The organism is Phenylobacterium sp. (genome assembly GCF_044371015.1).
Classification (GTDB): Bacteria; Pseudomonadota; Alphaproteobacteria; order Caulobacterales; family Caulobacteraceae; genus Phenylobacterium.
On sequence record NZ_JBILUK010000069.1, the window covers coordinates 1 to 13,944 of the forward strand.

General features: G+C 62.8%; 13 protein-coding genes and 1 pseudogene. 10 read left to right on the forward strand and 4 right to left on the reverse strand.

What is annotated here, in order from left to right; genetic code table 11:
- Together ACIQ3R_RS07945 and rfbA are read left to right on the forward strand one after the other, a co-directional pair.
- Nucleotides 1-769, forward strand: a 769-nt coding sequence (locus tag ACIQ3R_RS07945; RefSeq protein WP_397417095.1) for a dTDP-glucose 4,6-dehydratase, incomplete at its 5' end; no start/stop codon positions are given.
- A 5-nt stretch (nt 770-774) separates the two neighbouring features.
- Nucleotides 775-1,647 (forward strand): glucose-1-phosphate thymidylyltransferase RfbA, encoded by an 873-nt coding sequence (rfbA, locus tag ACIQ3R_RS07950; protein ID WP_397417097.1) that lies wholly within the window; start codon nt 775-777, stop codon nt 1,645-1,647.
- Here rfbA and ACIQ3R_RS07955 read toward each other — a convergent pair whose 3' ends face one another.
- The gene (locus ACIQ3R_RS07955) at nt 1,648-2,112 is read right to left on the reverse strand and encodes an acyltransferase (RefSeq protein WP_397417099.1); all 465 of its coding nucleotides are present in this window, start codon (nt 2,110-2,112) and stop codon (nt 1,648-1,650) included.
- Nucleotides 2,113-2,208: 96 nt separating this feature from the next.
- On the opposite strand from ACIQ3R_RS07955, the gene ACIQ3R_RS07960 reads away from it, so the two are divergent.
- Both ACIQ3R_RS07960 and ACIQ3R_RS07965 read left to right on the forward strand, forming a co-directional pair.
- The gene (locus ACIQ3R_RS07960; protein WP_397417101.1) at nt 2,209-2,559 is read left to right on the forward strand and encodes an acyltransferase; all 351 of its coding nucleotides are present in this window, start codon (nt 2,209-2,211) and stop codon (nt 2,557-2,559) included.
- A gap of 197 nt (nt 2,560-2,756) precedes the next feature.
- Complete coding sequence (locus tag ACIQ3R_RS07965) at nt 2,757-3,674, forward strand: hypothetical protein (RefSeq protein ID WP_397417103.1); 918 nt, start codon at nt 2,757-2,759, stop codon at nt 3,672-3,674.
- Nucleotides 3,675-3,998: 324 nt separating this feature from the next.
- Here the strand turns inward: ACIQ3R_RS07965 and ACIQ3R_RS07970 are convergent, their stop codons facing one another.
- Nucleotides 3,999-5,384, reverse strand: a complete 1,386-nt coding sequence (locus ACIQ3R_RS07970) for an AAA family ATPase (protein WP_397417105.1) — start codon at nt 5,382-5,384, stop codon at nt 3,999-4,001.
- 417 nt (nt 5,385-5,801) lie between these two features.
- Between ACIQ3R_RS07970 and ACIQ3R_RS07975 the strand changes: the two genes are divergently transcribed.
- From ACIQ3R_RS07975 to ACIQ3R_RS07985, 3 genes are all read left to right on the forward strand, one after another.
- On the forward strand, nt 5,802-6,440 hold the full coding sequence (locus tag ACIQ3R_RS07975; RefSeq protein ID WP_397417108.1) for a PEPxxWA-CTERM sorting domain-containing protein: 639 nt from the start codon (nt 5,802-5,804) through the stop codon (nt 6,438-6,440).
- A gap of 175 nt (nt 6,441-6,615) precedes the next feature.
- A complete protein-coding gene (locus ACIQ3R_RS07980; protein WP_397417110.1) occupies nt 6,616-7,959 on the forward strand; it encodes a GumC family protein in 1,344 nt (447 codons plus the stop codon).
- Between the two features lie 257 nt (nt 7,960-8,216).
- Nucleotides 8,217-8,702 carry a CpsD/CapB family tyrosine-protein kinase gene (locus ACIQ3R_RS07985; protein ID WP_397417112.1) on the forward strand — a complete coding sequence of 162 codons (486 nt, stop codon included), beginning with the start codon at nt 8,217-8,219 and terminating at the stop codon, nt 8,700-8,702.
- An 8-nt stretch (nt 8,703-8,710) separates the two neighbouring features.
- Here the strand turns inward: ACIQ3R_RS07985 and ACIQ3R_RS07990 are convergent, their stop codons facing one another.
- Together ACIQ3R_RS07990 and welK are read right to left on the reverse strand one after the other, a co-directional pair.
- Nucleotides 8,711-10,300: an O-antigen ligase family protein gene (locus tag ACIQ3R_RS07990; RefSeq protein WP_397417115.1), complete on the reverse strand. Its 1,590-nt coding sequence runs from the start codon at nt 10,298-10,300 to the stop codon at nt 8,711-8,713.
- Nucleotides 10,301-10,332: 32 nt separating this feature from the next.
- A complete protein-coding gene (welK, locus tag ACIQ3R_RS07995; protein WP_397417117.1) occupies nt 10,333-11,352 on the reverse strand; it encodes a beta-1,4-glucuronosyltransferase WelK in 1,020 nt (339 codons plus the stop codon).
- Between the two features lie 227 nt (nt 11,353-11,579).
- Here welK and ACIQ3R_RS08000 point away from each other — a divergent pair.
- The 3 genes and pseudogenes from ACIQ3R_RS08000 to ACIQ3R_RS08010 form a co-directional block, all read left to right on the forward strand.
- Nucleotides 11,580-11,966: pseudogene (locus tag ACIQ3R_RS08000) on the forward strand (coenzyme F420 hydrogenase/dehydrogenase beta subunit N-terminal domain-containing protein); the annotation flags it as partial.
- Between the two features lie 36 nt (nt 11,967-12,002).
- Nucleotides 12,003-12,716, forward strand: coding sequence for a Coenzyme F420 hydrogenase/dehydrogenase, beta subunit C-terminal domain (locus tag ACIQ3R_RS08005; protein ID WP_397417121.1), 714 nt, complete (start codon nt 12,003-12,005; stop codon nt 12,714-12,716).
- A gap of 168 nt (nt 12,717-12,884) precedes the next feature.
- Nucleotides 12,885-13,944 (forward strand): hypothetical protein (locus ACIQ3R_RS08010; protein WP_397417119.1); only part of this gene is annotated, 1,060 nt, incomplete at its 3' end.

Genomic DNA, 13,944 nt, shown 5'->3' on the forward strand with positions numbered 1-13,944 from the left:
CTTCGTGCGCTCCAACGTTCTGGGCACGGCGATTTTGCTGGAAGTGGCGCGCGCTCACTGGAACACGCTCAGCGAGTCCGCAAAGTCGGCGTTCCGGTTCCACCACGTTTCGACCGACGAGGTGTTTGGCGCGCTGGGCGAGGACGGGGATTTCACCGAAGAGACGCCGTACGACCCGCGCTCGCCCTACTCGGCATCGAAGGCCGCTTCGGATCATCTGGTGCGGGCCTGGGGCCACACCTACGGCCTGCCGGTGGTGATCACCAACTGCTCGAACAACTATGGTCCCTACCAGTTTCCCGAGAAGCTGATCCCGACGGTGATCACGCGGGCGCTCGAAGGGAAGACCATCCCGGTCTATGGCGACGGTCGTCAGGTGCGCGACTGGCTGCATGTGGACGACCACGCCGAGGCGCTGCTGCTGGTGATGGCCAAGGGGCGCCTGGGCGAGACCTATTGCGTGGGCGGCGACGCCACAAAGCGCAACCTCGAGGTGGTGAAGATCATCTGCGCGCACCTCGACAAGATGGCGCCGGCCAACACCAGCCACGCGGACAAGATCACGTTCGTCACCGACCGACCGGGACACGATTTCCGCTATTCCATCGACGCCTCGAAGCTAGAGGCGGAGCTGGGCTGGCGGCCGCGCATGGCGCTGGATCAGGGGCTGGAGGATACGGTGCGCTGGTATGTCGACAACTATGGCTGGGTGGAGCGGATCCGCGAGCGCGGATTCCATTCCGACCGGCTCGGCCTGGTGAAGGCGTGAGCGACATGCGCAAAGGAATCGTCCTCGCCGGCGGCGCCGGCACGCGGCTGCATCCCCTGACCATCGCAGTCTCGAAGCAACTGCTGCCGGTCTACGACAAGCCGATGATCTACTATCCGCTGTCGGTGCTGTTCCTGGCCGGCGTGCGCGAGATCCTGATCATCACCACCGCCGAGGATCAGGCGGGGTTTCAGCGCCTGCTGGGCGATGGGTCGCGCTTCGGCGTCAAGTTCGAGTACGTGATCCAACCGACACCCGGCGGGCTGGCCGAGGCCTATCTCCTGGGCGAGGACTTCGTCGGCGGCGGGCCCAGCGTACTCATTCTGGGTGACAACATCTTCTTCGGGCAGAACTTCGTGCAGATGCTGAAGGCGGCCGATGCGCGGACCGAGGGCGCGACCGTTTTCGGCTATCCGGTGCACGACCCGGAACGCTACGGCGTGGTGGAAATGTCGGCCGACAACCGGGCGCTCTCGATCGAGGAGAAGCCGGCCAAGCCGAAGTCGAACCTGGCCGTGACGGGGCTCTATTTCTACGACGGCCGCGCCAGCGAGATCGCCAAGACCTTGACCCGCTCCGCGCGGGGTGAACTTGAAATCACGGCGCTGAATGATGTCTACCTGCAGGAGGGTGGGCTGCATGTCGAGATGCTGGGGCGCGGGTTCGCCTGGGAGGACGCCGGCACGCATGACAGCCTCATTCAGGCCGGCGAATTGATCCGCACCTACGAGCAGCGCCAGGGCCTGAGGATCGGATGCCTGGAGGAGATCGCCTTCGAGAACGGCTGGATCAGCCGGGAAGAGCTGAACCGGCAAGGCGAGGCCCAGGGCAAGAGCGAGTACGGGCGGTATCTGAGGGACCTTGCGGCGCGGACCTGATCAGAGGCGGTACATCTCGCGGGTTTTTTCGTCGGCGCCCTTCAGACGTCCCATGGGTCCGACCTCGATATTGCTTCGCAGGATCCGCGCGGGGTTGCCCACAACGATTGATCCAGGTGGTACGTCATCGAAGACCACCGCGCCGCCACCCACGATGCATTCGTCCGAGACCGTCACACCGGGCAGGATGATGCTGCCGCCGCCAATGAAACAACGCGATCCAATTCGAATTGGTCGGATTTCGCCGGTGACAATGTCGCGGGTGATAAACAGGGTTTTGAAGGCGATTAGAGTGTCATCGCCAATCACGATCTCGCCCGGACCTGCGGGTCGGAAACGCGCGGAAAGGGAGACACTGGCGTTCGCCCCAAACACGACGCCTAAGCGTCGCTCAATCCAGCGGTTGCGCCAGCGAATCAGGGCGTTGCGGAAGCTCCTAAGTTGGTTCAACGACTTCAAGGCCATGTACGGGCTCCCGCGACTCCCGCCAGTCTATCGGGTGAGACTTAACCGGCTATCCTATGGAGCCCAATCCCAGTGATCGATTCGCTACGCCGAGCGGTGATCCGGCTGATCCAGGTCAAGGTGTGGGGGATGGACATCCATCCCAGCGCCAGGATCGCGCCGTCGGCTTTGATCGACCGCACCTGGCCGCGCGGCATCCACATCGCAGAGGGATGCGTGATCGACGAGGAGGCGGTGGTGCTGACCCATGACATGACGCGTGGAATATATCTGGATACGCGCTTAGAGGCAGGATGCCTGCTTGGTGCTCGGGCCATCATCATGCCTGGCGTGACCGTCGGCCAAGACTCGATCATCGCGCCGGGGGCCGTCGTGATCCGTGATGTTCCGCCCCGGTCGATCGCCACGGGAAATCCCGCCAGCGTCCGAGATCGGAACACAGATTGAGCCGTTCGCGATGTCTCGCCGCTATGGTGATTTGCGGGAATACGATTAATTCATAGGCTGGCGGTTAGAGAACGCATTCAGGTTCCGTGACGCCCGCGAAAAGGCGGGTCCGGCCAAGGAGAGGTTCAGTGAAATCCAAAACGCTTGTGATCGCGGCGATAGTCGGCGCGGGTCTCGCGGTTTCGGGCTGCGATCAGGTGAAGAAGCTGGTCGGCGGCGGAAAACCCAGCGGACAGGTTGTGGCGACGGTCGATGGTGAAGAGATCACCGGTCTTGAACTTCGCGCGGAACTCGGGAACTTCGGTTCGCGGGATCCGGCGGTGATGAAGGCCGCTCAGCAACAGGCGCTTCAAAGGATCATCCTGCGCAAGATCATCGCCGAGAAGGCCCGCGCCGAGAAGCTGGACGACACGCCTGACTTCATCATTCAGGTAGAGCGTGGCGAGGAGACGCTGTTGGCGCAGCTCTACCAGCGAAAGCTCGCTGGAAAGGTTACGCAGCCGAGTCGCCAAGAAGCCGAGAAGTTCGTGGCTGACAATCCCGCCCGATTCGCAGACCGCCGGGTGATGTTTGTCGATCAGCTGATCGCGGCGCCCAACAACCTCACGCCGGAACGTTTGAGACCGCTACAGAGCCTGGCCGCGGTTAAGGGTCTGCTAGACGCTGAAGCTGTGCAGTATCAGGAAAATGCTGTGGTTCTTGATACGCTGACGGCCGACCAAAACCTCGTAAAAGCAATTCAAGGACTCCCGCCCGGTGAAGTGTTCGTGATTCCGCAGGGCGGAGCGCTTGTTTTCAACGTCATCAGCGCATCGCGGACTGTTCCGTTCCGAGGCGAAGTTGCCACGGCCTACGCCATGAACGTGCTGCGCCAGCAGCGCTCGGCTGCGGCGGTGACCAAGGACATCGAGGCGATGCGCAAGGCTGCCGAGTCGACGATCGTCTACAGCGACGCCTACAAGCCGCCGCCGCCTGGCAAGGCCGCCGCGCCCGCCGCGAAGGGCGCTGCTCCGGCGACGCCAGCCGCCAAGGCTCCAGACGGCGCGACCCCGGCCGCTCCCGCAGCGGCCGCTCCTGCCGCCGCGTCGGTCCCCGCGGCGCCTGCCGCCAAGTAGTCGGCCTGAAAAACACGGACTAGCGGACGGGGACCTTACGGTCCCCGTTTTGCATTGTGGGCTCAGTTTCCGAGAGGTGACCGGGTGCGGACCCTATTGTCGATGGGAGAACGCTAAGTACGTAGAAGGGCGCTGAAGGCGCTCTACGGCTAACCCCACACCAACCCTGCGATGCGTGAGCCCTCCCACCGCTCGACCGGCGGAAGCTGCAACGCGCGGAGAATGGGGGCGAGAGTCAGCCGTTGGGGCGACTGACGTATGCGCCGTTCTGCATGTCTGCAGACATCTGGAGCGCGCCTTTGCGCTCCAGATACGGGACCGCGATCAGGATGCCGTGGCGGCCGCCCGGGGGGCGGGAATGTCGCGGTTCAGCGTACGCTGCGCCCACATCATCCAGATCAGGGTTGGAAGGCCCTCTTCCACGAAGCCGTACCGAGGCGCCGCGTCGATGAGGCCCGGCGCCGGCCGGATCAGCTGTTCGGTCGTGAGCAGCGCGATCGCCTCAGAAGCCTTTCGCGCCGAGGTCTCGTTGATCTGCTCGATGTCGCGCGCATCGAAGACGCCGTCCCCAGCCAGGGCGGAGCGGGCGGCCATGGCGAGCATGTCCTGGCGCCCCTGTTCGAACAGTCGCTTGACGTGCTGCTGGGACGGTGTGGCGATCCGGCCCTGGAACTCCAGGATGGTGCGATCCACGGCGTCGGCCACATCCGCCGGAAGCACGGTGGCGCGTCCGGCGTCGAGGGCCGCATGTCCGGCATGATGGCAGATCAGGTTGGCGATGTAGGGCGATCCCCTCGCGACCTCGACCACAAAGGCGCTGGCCTGGGTGTCGAACTTCAGATCCGCCTCGCGTTCGCCGTTGGCGACAATCTGCAGAACCTCGGCCTCGGTCATCTTGGGCACACGCAGGGCGAAGATGTTGCGGCGGATGGAGGGGATATGCTCGACCAGTTCGCTGAGGTCAGCGGCGACGCCGGCCAGCACCAGCTGAACGCGGCCCAGGCGGTCCGAGAGATTCTTGATCACCTCGGCCACGTCGCGCCGGAACTCGGAGTCGGTCGCACGGTCGAATTCGTCGAGGATGATCAGGACGCGAGTGCCGGTCAGGCGCGCGCACATATCGCCGAACTTGCGTGGCGTGAGCGCATCACCCGGAAGCAGGTCGGCGAGCGTCGAGCCCTTCTCGGATTCGGCCGCGGTGGGCGAGAAGCCGGAGTGGAACAGCAGGGGGATCTGTTCGGCCGCCGCCCGGAAGGTCTCGTCGAAGCGAGAATTGGCGCCGCAGGAGGTGTAGACGACGATGTAACGGGCCTCGGTCGCGGCCTGGGTCAGCACGTGCAGCAGCGAGGTCTTGCCGATCCCGCGTTCGCCATAGAGCACGACGTGGAGGCGCTGGTCCTCGATCGAGCGGATGATGGTTTTCAGGACAGCATCGCGTCCCGCAAAGAGACGCCGGTCGGCGACCGGCTGGGAAGGCGTGAAGGCATGGCGCAGTTTGGCGCGCACGGCTGAGAAGCGATCGCCGCCCCGACCGCTCATCTGATCACTGGCGGTTGTATTGAAACGGGGCAGTCCGCCCACCTCTGCGCCACGACGGTGCGCTTCACGGATCAGCGGCTTGACCACGGCCGATGGCGCGGCCTCTGCGCGCGGGGCCTTGGTTTTGGGCTTTCCCTTGAACAATTTCCAGCCGGCCAACTCGATCTCCATCCTGTGCGCGCCAGGTTTCACAGAGCGCGTACGCGTGCGCGAGGGCCCCGGACGCGCGCCTTAGTGCCCGATATAGGCCTTCTGTTTGCTTAACTCCCGCGCTGAGGCCGTTTTTCGGCGGGGTGCGACATTTTGCGTTGCGGCGTGAAGCCGCTCGCCGTGTTCCAACGTAGGTGCTATAGGTGGCGCCGAGTTTGCAGGCGCTGTCTCAGGTCTGCGGATCGGCCCGATCATCAGGCGGTATCGTTGAGTGAGTAGGGCGGTTTTTCTGGCAGGAAGAGTTTCGTACTCGCCTCTCAGGGGAAGCTAGATGACAGGGGTTGGTGGCCCCTCTAAGGGTATCAACAAGTTCAAAAGGGGTGCTGACACATGAAACTGTTTTCCAAGCTCGCGGCCGCTTCGGCGCTCGCTCTTTCTGTGGTGGTGGCCGCTCCGGCCAGCGCCGCCGTTTACATCTCGGTTGATGGCGTGAACACAGCCTTTTCCGATCTTGATGACGGCCTGCTCGTTTCGGGCGAACTCTGCGGCATCGTGAACTGCGGCGGCTTTGAATCCGTCTCCGTCACGGGCTCGGCTCCGCTCGGCCGCCCGGGTCTGCTTCACACGAACGCTGTGGAAGTGAACGCGGGGACCAACCAGGCTGCCTCGATCACGATCTGGATTACGCGTACCGGCCTCGCGCCGTTGGGCGTTAAGCAATACCTCAGCTTCTCGAACAACAATCAGGGCGGCCGTATCTCGACCGACCTGTCGATGTTCGTGTCGAACACCAACCAACTGTTTGGCGGCACCCAGCTCGGTTCCACATTCTCGTCGAACGTCAGTGGCTCGAACTCGAGCAACCAGACCACGTTCGCCGATCTGAGCGCGCCAGGCACCTATTCGTTGACGCAGAAGTACGTGATCAATGCCGCCGCCGCCGGCAACGAGCGTTCGGCTTCGCCGACCATGACCGCTTCGGTTCCGGAACCCGGCACCTGGGCCCTGATGATCATGGGCTTCGGCGGCGCCGGCGCCATGATCCGCAGCCGTCGCAAGGCTCTGGCCGCGGTCTGATCCGCACCAGACTTTCGAGACTATCGGGAAGCCGTCGCCTTCGGGCGGCGGCTTTCTGCGTTTTGGGCTGACCAAAGGCTTGGCGGGGTACGCTCTTGGGTTCAGTCGGCCTTAAGTCTATCTCATGCAGGAAGCAGACGTCCGGCGACGCGCCGGACTCGTATCCGATAGGCGCATGAACTCGATCCTCAGAGCCTTGGCCGCCCGCTGGCCGTTGATCGCAGTCACCACCATCGCCGCGCTGTTAGGTGGGTTGTGGGTCGCGACGACATCCGCGCCGCGATATCAAGGGAGCGCCCGGGTGGTGCTGGACTACATCCGGCCCGATCCGGTCACCGGCGAGGTTGTGACGTCCAAGACGCTCGACGCCTATCTCATGAGCCAGCTCCGGATGCTCCGCGATCCTCAGGTCGCCATTCCGGCCGCGGAGATCCTCGGCTGGATGGATGCGCCGGATGTCTTGGCGGCCTATGCTGCGAGGCCGGCGGCCGATACCCGCGATCTCGGCGCATGGGTTGCTGCCATCCTCATTCCCAGAATTGGCGTGCGGATGGTTGAGGGCAGCAACATCATGGAGATCTCCTACAACGGAGAGAGTGAGGAGTTGTCTCGTGTGGCGGCAGACGCGCTGCGCACAGCCTACATCCAGTCCAACATCCGAGCCAGGCAGGATGCTTCGCGGGTTTCCGCCGAACGGATCCAGGCGAGTATCGAGCGTGTTCGGACCGAGCTCACTGAACTCGAAACACTGCAGAATAGAATTGAGATCGAAACGGGCGTGTTATTGGGGGCCAAGGGTATTGATGAGGCAAGTAGTCGGCTTGGGCTTATGGCAAAACGCCCTGAAACGCCCGTCGTCCTTCAGGAGGATGCGATTGGTCCCCTTGATGCGCAACTCGCCCAACTCGAGGCGGCCATCGCGCGAGAAGCACAATTGCTCGGGCCCAATAATCCTGCCCTGATCCGAATGTTCCAGCAACGGGACGTGTTAAGGGCTCAGTTATCGACAACAAAGCTCAATTCACAGTCAAAGTCTGCAGCGATTCTGGCCTCTAGTCGCGCCTCTGCAGCCCTGTTCGAGCAGTTGAAGTCCGAAGTATTGGCCGTGCGGGAGCCGGCCCTCCGTATACGTTTGTTGCAGGATCAGATTAACGGTCGGCAGGAGGAGTTTCGCCAGCTTACAGAGTCGCTCGTGGTTGTCCGAGGATTGCAATCCAACTCGCTCAGCTCGATTTCGCCAACGGGAGAAGCCTATGCGGAACCTCGGCCCGTGTTTCCGAACCCGACCCTAATCTTTCTAGGCTCGGGCACGCTGGGACTCATGCTGGGAGCTATCCTAGCCTGCTTGTCCGAGCTTATGGGGCGACGTGTGCGCACTGCCCGCCACCTGGAAACGGCCGCGGGGGCGACGATCCTCGTTGAGCTGCCTAGATTCAATCAAAGGCGTCGGAGGCGGTCGCCCCATGTGTTCGGGGGATTCCGTAAAGCCAAGCATGTAACCGAGCCGGTCACCGCATGAGGCGGCCAACACTATCCTCGCCGAACAAACCCCCGAAGCCAGACCGTAGTCCATTCCCTGCTAGGCGAAGGATTGAGGCCCTGTCAGATGAGTGGTTATCGCCTTCTGGTTGGCGATTTCTCGAGTCACGTGTTCCGTTGGTACTTGCAGAGCCGGGAACAGCCAGTTTCGCGGATTTGGCCAATCAACTCAACGCAGGGCATCTCGCAACTGGTCGAAGAAGCATCGCAATCTGCGGCGCGGCGATAGGCGCCGGCGTGAGCTTCCTGGCCTCCAATCTAGCCATAGCGATGGCCACGACCGGCGTTCGAACTCGGCTTGTGGAAGCGAACCTGAGACGGCCGGACCTGTCGGCGGCCATCCTAGCACCTGCGCCAGGGCCAGGACTCTCAGATTATCTGTTGGATGCGGAGTTGAATGTTCCAGATGTGATGAATGTTGAGGTTCTCCCAAACCTGGACGTCGTTTTTGCGGGGGCCCACTACTTGGAGTCTGCGGATCTTCTGGTGTCGGAGCGTTTCTCCAGGTTCGCTGAAGCCTGCTTGCGTGACGCCGATTTCACGATCTTTGATACGGCGCCCGCCAACCGAGCGGTGGATGCGCGAGTGGTTGCAAAGGCGTCGGGGTACGCTCTGCTGGTGGCGCGCCAAGGACTTAGCTTCTTTGAAGACGTCCAGCTGCTATCTGAGCAACTTGCCCAAGATGGGGTCACAGTTGTTGGAACCGTGCTAAACCGGGGATGATTCCAACCTCAGGCTGGCTGTTCCATCAGTTTTCGGGCCCGATAGGTGAGGGCGACAACTGCTCCCAACATCATAAAAACCAACGGATGATTGGCGTCTTGGCTAAGTACTGATTTAACGATCACGTAGTTGATCAGCGACACCGCTATGGGCAACAGGAGGCGGACTTCCTGATCTCCTTGGCTTTCAACGACGGTGGTTGTCGCGGTCCAGATGCCTCGCAAGAAGAGGCCGAAATATACTAAGAACCCGACGACACCAATCTCAAGCAGGATGCTCAGGAAATAGGAGTCGATGGTGATCACGCCTGCGGCATTGGTAAAGCCGAGGACATCGGCGCCTTGGCCGACGCCGTGGCCTATGGGATTGCGCGCGACCTTGGGTAGCCCCATGTCCCACTGCTCGAAGCGGCTCTCGGTGCTAGCCTGCTGCGACCCGTCTCCCCAAACCTGCGCTCGCAGCCGTCCGACAAGGAACGTGGCGGCGACGAATGCGGTGAAAATCAACGGATAGGCAATGACGACGGCGGGACCAAAGATGCTGCGCTGATGTTGACGCCAACGAAGCAAGGCCCAGATCAACAGATAGAACATCACGGAGGCAAGGGCGGCGACGACGCCAAGACGCGAGTCGGTCAGAAGGATCATCCAGACCGCCACAGGTATGAAAATCGCGCCGGTCAAGCGGGATAAGAGACCATATCGGTCCAGCGCCAAATGCATCGCGAAGGGGATGGCGAGACCCAGCAGTTCTGCGAAGCCTAAAGACGTGGTCGCCGGCCCCTGAACGCGATAGACTCCCGTCGCGGCGCGTGCTGCCCCCGTTAGTATTCGCTGGACGCTTTCGTCCTCGATCTTGAGGAAAGAGGGGATCTGTCCCGCCCAAGGCACGTGAGACAAGCGCGATTCCCAGAAACCGAACGCGCAGAGCAAGAACAGCATCGCCAAGAGCACTCTGACCCAGTACTCCGCGAAGCCCGGCCGCATAAAAACGACGCAGGCGACAACAAAAATGGCGGTCCAGTTCACCTGAGCGATGATCCAACGATTAAGCGATCCTCCCGGGTCACGCGACAAGGGTAGGGTTATGGTCTGCATCACGACCACCCCAACGAACAGCCAGAAGATCGCCTTGTCGGTCGTGAGCACTTCCCACAACCGGGCGCGGAACACGCTTGAGACGGAAATGCAGATGAGCAGCACAGCGATCAGCGGAACGCCGATGATCCGAAGGAGCGTTAGCCAAGGCAGGCTGGGCAGCGCGATCGCGAGGTAGTTCGGCCAAAGCACTAGCGCTGCGAAGAACGCCATGAAGATGGGTTCGAGGACCTGAGTCGGCGCGTAGTCTCCGGCCGGCAGCGCCCAAATCACCAGCCCGCACATCAAGGCGATGGGCGCTATCAACGGCATCATGCGCGCCGGCGCCATGTAGCCGAACGCCAGTCCGTAGGCGAAAGCTCCGAAGGCGAGCGCAAAGAGAACGACGATGCGCCAGCCCGGCGCGATCGTACGGCGGTAGCCGGCCAGGATAGGTTGCGCCGCAAGCGCGGCCTCTCCGCCAGTGAAACGTCGCGAAAACTCGGCGAAAAACCGCTTCATACTCGCCTCTCGCACTCCTGACGCATCATGCCTCAGTTCGTACGGCCGGTGAACCGACGCGGCCGCAATCCGCCAAGTCTTTCGTTGAGGAATGCGACGAGGGCCTGCGGGTCGGTGGTCGCCCTTAAGCGGGGACGGCCCGGTAAAGCGGCCAGTGCGACGCGCAGTTCGTCCTCGGTCTTGGCGACTTGGATTAGACCGCGAGCGGCAAAGGCCTCGGTGATCTCGGATTGGTGATCGTCGTAGTGCTCACCGAGCGCGGCGAGCCTTGGCATGGCGATGACGTGGCAACCTTGGCGCAGGGCCGTGATGAGCGAGCCGGTCCCACCATGGCATACGACGATGGAGGCCCGCTCCAGGAGCGACTGGACCTCCGAGAAGTCGATGGTCTCGCGCACCTCGACGCCGTCAGGTCGCGCGCCTCCGACTCCGGTCTGCAGAAGCACATCCTCGGCGATCACGCCCTCGGCTTTGAGCTTTCCGACAGAGTTGGCCAGCCGGTCGAAGGGCAGAGTGGCGCCGACCGTGGCGAACAGCAGGGACGACTTGGCAGGCGGGTCGCCTTCGGGCGTGCGCAGCGGGTCGAAGACCTGCGCACGCGGATATGCGCCGCGCAGCTTCTCGGACTGGATGATGAGATCGTGGGCCAAGGGGGCGGCCAGGCGGCCGAACAACGATGGATGATCGAAGCGGGCGAACGATTCGATGACCACCACGTGGGCACCCATCAATCGACCGAGCAGGACGGGGAAGATTACCGCTCCGGCTCCAGTGGAGATCACCACGTCGGGGCGCTCCCGACGCATGATTCTCAGTGAGGCGAAGAAACTCTGAATCGCGCCACGCAGCATCCGGAGCGGGGCGCCGAGCTTGGCTTGACCCCATGCGAAATGAGGCAGGAAGAAGGTGCGATGGTCCTTGGCAAGGCTTTCGCCGAGCGCGGTTTCTTCGGTGATGAAGAAACGATCGTGGCGCGACCAAACGGGTTCGAGGTCTAGCAATTGGCGAACGTGGCCGCCGCCGGATGCAGCCAGGCACAGCTTAAGGCCCATAGGCGTTCCGTCCCCCGGCGGACTCGGCTCGGGCATGGCAAGGGCTCCTCTCATGGCGCCGCGCCCAAACGCGCCAATCTGCGTAAAGGACTGGTGAACCGGCGTCGCATTAAGGAACCTCTATGGGAGTCCATGAGATGAAGTCCGCTACCGTCCGACGCGTTCTGCGCGGGGAACTCTGCACCGGCTGCGGCCTTTGCGCAGCGGTGAGCGATGGTGCCATCCGGATGGCTGAAGAGGCGCCGGGCTATGCGCGCCCTGTGGCGACCGGAGGCCCTCTGACAGCGGCGGCGGAGCGTAAGGTCGCCGATGCATGCCCGGGCGCCCGGGTCGAACCTTGGACCGGAAGCGCCCCCACCATAGACCCCTATTGGGGCCCAATACGGACCGTCGTCACGGGCGCTGCGACAGATCCAACGACTCGCTATGAAGGATCTTCGGGAGGCGCAGTCTCGGCGCTGGCGATCCACGCCCTGACCAGCGGCCTCGTCGATCGGGTGCTGCATGTGGGCGCTGATCCGGAAGCGCCGACCCGCAATGCTACGGTCATCTCCCGGACCCCCGAAGAGGTAATCGCTCGCGCGGGTTCGCGGTACACCGCTTCGTCGCCGCTAGCCGATATTCTCTCGGTCGTCGCAGAGGGCGGACGGATGGCGTTCATCGGCAAGCCCTGCGACATCTCCGCGCTGCGGCGGCTCGCGCGGTCGGACGCCAAGCTGGCCGAGACCGTCCCACTGATGTTGTCCTTCTTCTGCGCCGGCATCCCAAGTCATGGGGGCGTGGGGCGAATTCTCGCTCAGTTGGGCGTGGAGCCCGAAGATATCATCGCATTCCGTTATCGGGGCCGGGGCTGGCCGGGCATGTGCGCCGCGGAGACTAAGGACGGGCGGGTTGCCGAGTTGACTTATTCCGAGAGCTGGGGCGGGCACCTGTCGAAGGAGGTTCAGTTCCGCTGCAAGATCTGTCCGGATGCCGTAGGGGGAGTCGCAGATGTCGCCTGCGCGGATGCCTGGTATGGGGACGAAGACGGTTACCCTGCCTTTGAGGAAGCCGAGGGGCGCAGCCTGGTGATCACTCGAACCGAGGCGGGCCAGCAGTTGCTGGACTCTGCGGTGGCGGCCGGCGCGCTGGAAATTTCCGGCTTGGATCCGGTGGAGATCGATCGGATGCAACCGGGACAAACGCGGCGGAAGCGCCTGGTGCTGGCGCGAACCCTGTCGCTGCCGCTGGCGTTGCAGCCGGCGCCGGTGATGTCTGGACTGAAGGTGGCAGAAGCATCGCGCCGTGCCGCAGTGCGCGAGGCTGCGCAAAATCTCGTTGGAACGCTGCGGCGCACGCTGAGTGGTCGGCGCAGTCGCCTGTGACGTGGGAGCCTATGCCTTCCAGCGTCGTTAACTGCTAGTAATCGACCGCCGGTCGATAGGGGACAAGACAAAGTGGAGCGGTTGAGAATGCGTGCCAGTCCGCTGGTCCTGGGGCCTGTCATGGGCCTGGTGTTGTCTAGCGCCTGCCTAGCGCAGAGCGCGCCCCAGATGCCGCAGGTAGAGCCAAAGCGGGATTGGGCGATCGATGGGCGTGTGACTTCCGCCTACGACAGCAATTTGGCCCGTTTGGGAAAAGGGGCCGTCAATCGGCGCGGATTAACTGCAGCGGACTGGACGGTAACGCCAACCGTCAGCGGACGGCTCGTTCAACCCCTTGGCCAACAGTATCTTTTCGTCGAAGGGTCCGCTGGCTATGACTTCCACCGGCGAAACCAGCAACTTGATCGCGAGCGGTTCCAAGCCACCGCGGGCGGCGGCGCAGTTGTGGGCCCGTGTCGCCCGATGGCATTTGTGAACTACGCCGCCTCGCAGAGTGACTTAGCGGATCTTGATCTCGCGAGCGCCAGCAACCGGCTGCAGTCGGTAGGCACCGCCCTGGGGATGCAGTGCGGGCGCGCGGTTGGCCCGGGAGCGATGGTTATCGCTCAACGGACCGACGCCAAGAACTCGGCGAACACTCTGACGATACAGGATCGGACACAGGAGACGCTGAGCGCCAGCCTACTTTATGGCGCGCCGAATCTCGCTGATCTGGCACTGATCTGGACCTACGCGAACACCGAGTTTCCCAATCGTATGAACCCAGGGCGGCCAGTGGGTGACGGGTTCTGGACCCAATCGATCGGTGGGCGGGTTCAGAGAGACTTCGGGTCTCGGCTCACCGTCGGTGTTACCGGTTCTCGCGTGTTGGTGAAGCGCGAGTTTTCGCCAGTGGGCGACTCCTTGAAATTCAACTCGACGACTTGGCAGGCCGATGCCGCCTATCGTTTCGGGCGACGAATTCTCGTTGAACTCGACTTGTTGCGCGAGGTCAGGCCGTCGGGACGGCCAGGCAAGCTGCTAGATATTGTCGAAGGTGCGGAGGGGCGCATCCGATACCGCCTTAATCCACGTACCTCAGTCACTGTCGGTCACGCCTATCAGCAGGTGAGATCCAATCGCGACACGCTAGGCTTCGCACGCGACGTGGTCACTAACGCCTACACGACTGGGACCTATGGCTCGGTCGAGTTCCGGACGCCCGGGCGACTGGGTTTTACGCTCGACG